The organism is Microcystis sp. M20BS1 (assembly GCF_020245305.1).
GTDB lineage: Bacteria > Cyanobacteriota > Cyanobacteriia > Cyanobacteriales > Microcystaceae > Microcystis > Microcystis ichthyoblabe_A.
In genome coordinates this window covers 1-4,798 of the sequence record NZ_JADBUZ010000106.1, presented here as the reverse complement: position 1 = coordinate 4,798, position 4,798 = coordinate 1, and the positions used below count along the sequence as shown (strand labels likewise).

4 protein-coding genes and 1 pseudogene are annotated in these 4,798 nt (G+C 48.2%); all 5 read right to left on the bottom strand.

Annotated elements, in window-relative coordinates; all coding sequences use genetic code 11:
• Positions 1-19 precede the first annotated feature (19 nt).
• Positions 20-541: a hypothetical protein gene (locus tag IM507_RS11110; RefSeq protein WP_287637010.1), complete on the bottom strand. Its 522-nt coding sequence runs from the start codon at positions 539-541 to the stop codon at positions 20-22.
• A gap of 559 nt (positions 542-1,100) precedes the next feature.
• Positions 1,101-2,144, bottom strand: a complete 1,044-nt coding sequence (locus IM507_RS11105; RefSeq protein ID WP_287637008.1) for a hypothetical protein — start codon at positions 2,142-2,144, stop codon at positions 1,101-1,103.
• A gap of 245 nt (positions 2,145-2,389) precedes the next feature.
• Complete coding sequence (locus IM507_RS11100) at positions 2,390-3,019, bottom strand: hypothetical protein (protein WP_287637007.1); 630 nt, start codon at positions 3,017-3,019, stop codon at positions 2,390-2,392.
• Between the two features lie 181 nt (positions 3,020-3,200).
• Positions 3,201-3,566, bottom strand: a complete 366-nt coding sequence (locus IM507_RS11095; RefSeq protein ID WP_287637006.1) for a hypothetical protein — start codon at positions 3,564-3,566, stop codon at positions 3,201-3,203.
• A 219-nt stretch (positions 3,567-3,785) separates the two neighbouring features.
• A pseudogene (locus IM507_RS11090) lies at positions 3,786-4,592 on the bottom strand (formylglycine-generating enzyme family protein); the annotation flags it as partial.
• Positions 4,593-4,798: the final 206 nt, after the last annotated feature.

The window sequence follows — 4,798 nt, the reverse complement described above, 5'->3', positions numbered from 1 at the left end:
TTTATACTCTAGCTCTCTATTAGAGTCTCTCTTGGAGAGTTACCTTACGGCTGAACCAGTTGGGAGCACCTGAAGTAGGAGCACTTGCTTCACGCGCTGCTCCACTTGCCCCCTTAGTTCCTGCCCCCTTCTGGAAGAGCATATCTAACTCTTTTTCATTCACGAAGGTATCGTCATTCCATGCTTCATAGTCAATTGACGCAATGTCGTCCCCCATGATGATTATATTGCCCCCGGCTGCGGGCTTCTTAGTTTGACATTCAATTACCATTGTGATGAATGGACTGCCATTTCCATGGATACGGTAACCATCAGCTACGTGCTCGGCTATAGTATCAGTATCTTGTGGTCTGAATACTAGATTAACAGTCAGCCCAATGGCTAACTCACTGACATCAACGAGGTTACCATTCACGTTCAATTGATAATCACTGGCCCCCACCACGGTGCCAGTTAGCACCGTGTTGCCATTCTTAGGGCTAGTAGTAAGTGTTACTTGTCGGGTTGCGTTGGTACGTGTCAATTTGATTCTGAGCTTCATATTACCTCGTTAGTTGGTTAATTGATAAGGCGGGACCTGGGGTCTCTTAATGATGCGGCCACTCTTCCCCGCGGCGGGCTCCGTAGTATGGCCATACTTGACGGCTGGTCCCCCCTGCGGGGGCCTTCTTCATCTCTAGACATGCCTTGGATACGAGAACTACTAGTCCTCTATATCGCGGCTTAATGGCTAGACTATATAGATGAATGGGGTAGCTAGACATTTCCTACCTCCCCTATCTTCCAGTAGCTCTTCCCGCCTACTCGACTCTCTACACCATTAGGTGATAGTATGATACGCGCATTGCTCCGCTTGGAGCTCGATAGATAGAGCGCGCGGGCCAGGAATGCTACGATTAGTAATACCGCCACACTATGCGTGATGACCAGCACGATCACCGCGAACATGAACAGTGATAGACACGCTACGTGACGCGCGTCTAATTCTATAGGCTTCATATAGCTCTCCGGCGTATGTAGTTAATGGATGGGTACACCCAGTGCCGCCGATTAGGCCGCAGTCGATGTCCCCTAGTGCCCCAATGGGGCCTAGTGTGGTACTAGGAGCCCCATTGGCTTATGAGGCTGATGACTATTAGTATGGGGAAGGGTAGCATCTTATCTATTCCTGATAACTCCCCTACCATATACATCAGTCCTAGACATACGGCCCCCGGTAGGAATAGAATACTAACATGAGCCGATGCCATCAACACGACCAGCGCGGCTGCCGTTACACCTAGATTGATAAGGCGAGTGGGGCCGGCGTGTAACCAGCGTTGCCACATAGGGCTCCTTATCATCCAGATGGTCAGCCAATAGGCTGATAAGAATAGGGGTGTCAGTAACACTACTACGCCGACGAAGGCGCGCCAATTCAACTGATCTACATCCGTTAGGGCCAGATAGGAACTCATGGCATCTCGCCCACTACTATTACCTAACATGACTAGTCCCAATGATATGCCCCGCACTACCGCTTCGAGATAGGATTCAGTCTTACCATCAGGGGCGGCTGCGGCTACAGGTAACCCAATAGCCAGGAATGGTCCTAGTGATATAGCGATGCCCAGCGCATTGCTGGTCTCACAGTCCTCAGTCTTACGCCTAGCGGGGCGTATTAGGCTGGCCATAACGTAGCCCCCCATACCCAGGATGGTAGTAGCGTGGGGCTGACTATGCAGGAACCATAGGAAGATAGCCGTGATAACGGCTAGACCTATCATCTCGGCGCGGCCCCAACACTGCACTAATATGAAGATGACCATCATTAATGGCGTTATCCACATATGAGATACACCGAGGTATTGGTCCATGACTACTATGCCTAGACTGGCTACTATGCCACCAATTAGGCTGGTGATGCGTATTAACAGCGAAGCCGATGCGTCGTACCCGCTAGTGGCGGTAACTACCCTCATACCAGTGAAGGCCGGGTTACTCATGCGGGCCTCACTGGTGATAGTGCCAATTATCACTATAGCTAATACGCCCATCGCGTTATCGCCGCTAATAAGTGGCATAAGCGCCATCAACAGAATCTCGATACTGAGATATGGTATCAGAGATACTATGAGGGCCAGCGCTCCCAATACGATTGTCATGAGACTTACCCTAAGGTAATGTTTTAAAGGTAACGTTAATTAACGTGCCGTTACTAACGTTACCCGTTACTTCTATAAACCTACCGCTGCGTATTCTCCTAGCCAGGATAAGTACACTGCACCTGCTAGTGCCCGCACCCTCGTATAGGAGGGCGTAGGCATGGTCGGGTAGTAGAGGGTTAGAGTATGTAATGCTCTTAACCCAGGCCTTAGCCGTTACGAGGGAGCCATTATGGCGCCTTATATCACATAGCTCTACTGGTATGGGCGGGGGCCTCCTCCCTAGTATAAGGGCGAGCATTGTATCTAGCACGTTTTATAGCCTCATAGAACTCGGTCTCGTTAACGAAGGTCATACTATACACTACACCTTGGTCCCATTCGATGATGGCGTATACGACACCGCCGTGTCGTAACGCATAATTGATGGCCCGCACGTCGAGCGCATCGACGCGTAGGCTGAGGTTACCTAACAGATAGTAACCAGAACCAGGTTCGGTCTCTTGTAAGGGCTCCTCTATTCTGAGGAACCGCTTCTTAAGCCTAGGGCTGCTATCACTATCATAGTCTAGATAAGTACGGTTATAGGTGCCCTTAAACTCACCATTCACCACTCTCCCTTGTATAGTTAACCACTCGCCTATCTCAGGCGGGGGCCCATCTAAGGGTATATATACATAACAGCCTCTCCTATTAGAGGCAAGTAGGGGATCGGTGGATGTGATTACCTTAACTCTATCTACTACCTTGTCATTATTAGCGCTACATATGGAAGGCGAGGCCTTCGATAGGTTAAGTGCTACGCCAGCGAATGCAGCTACGCCGAGTGCCATTATTGCATATATTATTAAGGCACTTAAGGGCTTTCTTCCCATCTGCTGCACTCCTTGACAGAATATACTTCTTTATCCCGTACCCAAGAAGGTACCTTCTCCAATTCGGACCGAACTACTGGAGTTCCCCAATAGTAATGCCCGTCAGAGAATTGACCCATACATGGATCTTGGTCATTACGACGGGCGCATGATAGGCAGAGGCTCATTTTTTACTCCCTAATTACTTCTTTAATTGGTTAAAAACAGCAATTTCTTCTTTTATACTTTCCTCTGTTCTTTGTGCAAGAACTTCTATTGCTTGAGGCAATAACTCAGTAATACACTTACAGGCCTTGTCATATCTTTTAACACAAATCCAGTGGCCATAGTAACAGTTTTCAGGGTCTGTTACATATTTGACTGCAAAAAATAACCACTGGAAATTAGTGTAGCTAATTTCTGCAACGAAACCGTACGAGAAATTATAAAAATCGCACTCTCTTTTAGAGGCACCGAATACTTTTAAGACCTGGTTCTGAAACTCTTCATATGACAGCAGATGTTTCTCTGCTGATGCTTTACTCTGAAGCTCTTCAAATGACAACATAACATAACCTCTATTATTTGATTGCTGATAACAAAGTTTTCATTTTGCTTTCCTAAAGGTAATATACCATCCGCAACCCGCCGCTAATATCGCACCAATAACCGCACCGTAAACTCCCGCAATCGATCCACCTAGGGCTGCACCTCCTACCGTCACCACCATCAAGCGATCAGCTTTATCCCAAAATCGAGGGGAATCAGCACCCTCGCGATCAAGGTCGACGCAGACTACCCGAAAACCGTTAAGGAAGTAGCGGTTGACACGGCGGTAGGTGTCGTAGCGAATCGCGGAACGGCAGAGATTAGGATTGTTGCCCCAGGAACCGCCCCGCATGACAGAATATATGCCGAATCTGCTCTTTCCATCAATATTTTCCTCTTGATTATTATCAAGCCAAACACTACCGTCACTAGGCGCACCGTCATAGTTATCATGCCAAGTATCAGCACACCATTCCCAGACATTGCCGTGCATATCGTACAGTCCGAAGGCATTGGGTGTAAATTGTCCCACGGGAGTTGTTTCGCTGGCGTTATAGTTAGCCAATTCCCCCGTAATGGTTTCCCCAAAGTAGAATGGGGTAGTAGTTCCAGCACGACAAGCGTATTCCCATTCCGCTTCACTCGGTAGTCGGTATTCCCTTCCCGTCAGTTTCGATAATCTCGCACAAAATTCAACGGCATCGTACCAGTTGACTTGTTCTACGGGGCGGCGATCACTATCGGGACGGTCTTTAAAATGGGCCGGGTTGAGATCAAGGTTTTGTTTAACTTTTAAATCTGTGCGAGAGGCAACCTCTTTCCACTGTGCCTGGGTGATGGGGTATTTACCCATGAAAAAGGGTGGGACACTTACTTGATGTTGAGGGTGTTCATCATCAAAACTATATCCCTCATTTGGCTATGAACCCATCAGGAAAGTTCCCCCCGGGATGGCAGCCATTTCTAAGGTGATGCCGTTGCCCAAATCTTCTCCGAAGGGTTGTTCTTTAAACTGTCTTCTATTTTCGACGCCCTGTCTAGATATTATTGTGTATGGTGTAGTCATTTCCTTCTCTCTGTAGTAGAACGGTATATACGCCCCTCTATTAATAGAGAGGCGTATATCAGCCGACCTCCGATAAGGTCAGCTGATTCTTATTCCATAGGATTGGTGCTTGTGGCAGGGGTCGTCGCCACCCACTCTGCATCGTTATTTGCAGCAGCGGCAGCAGCTTGTGCAGCTTGTGTTGC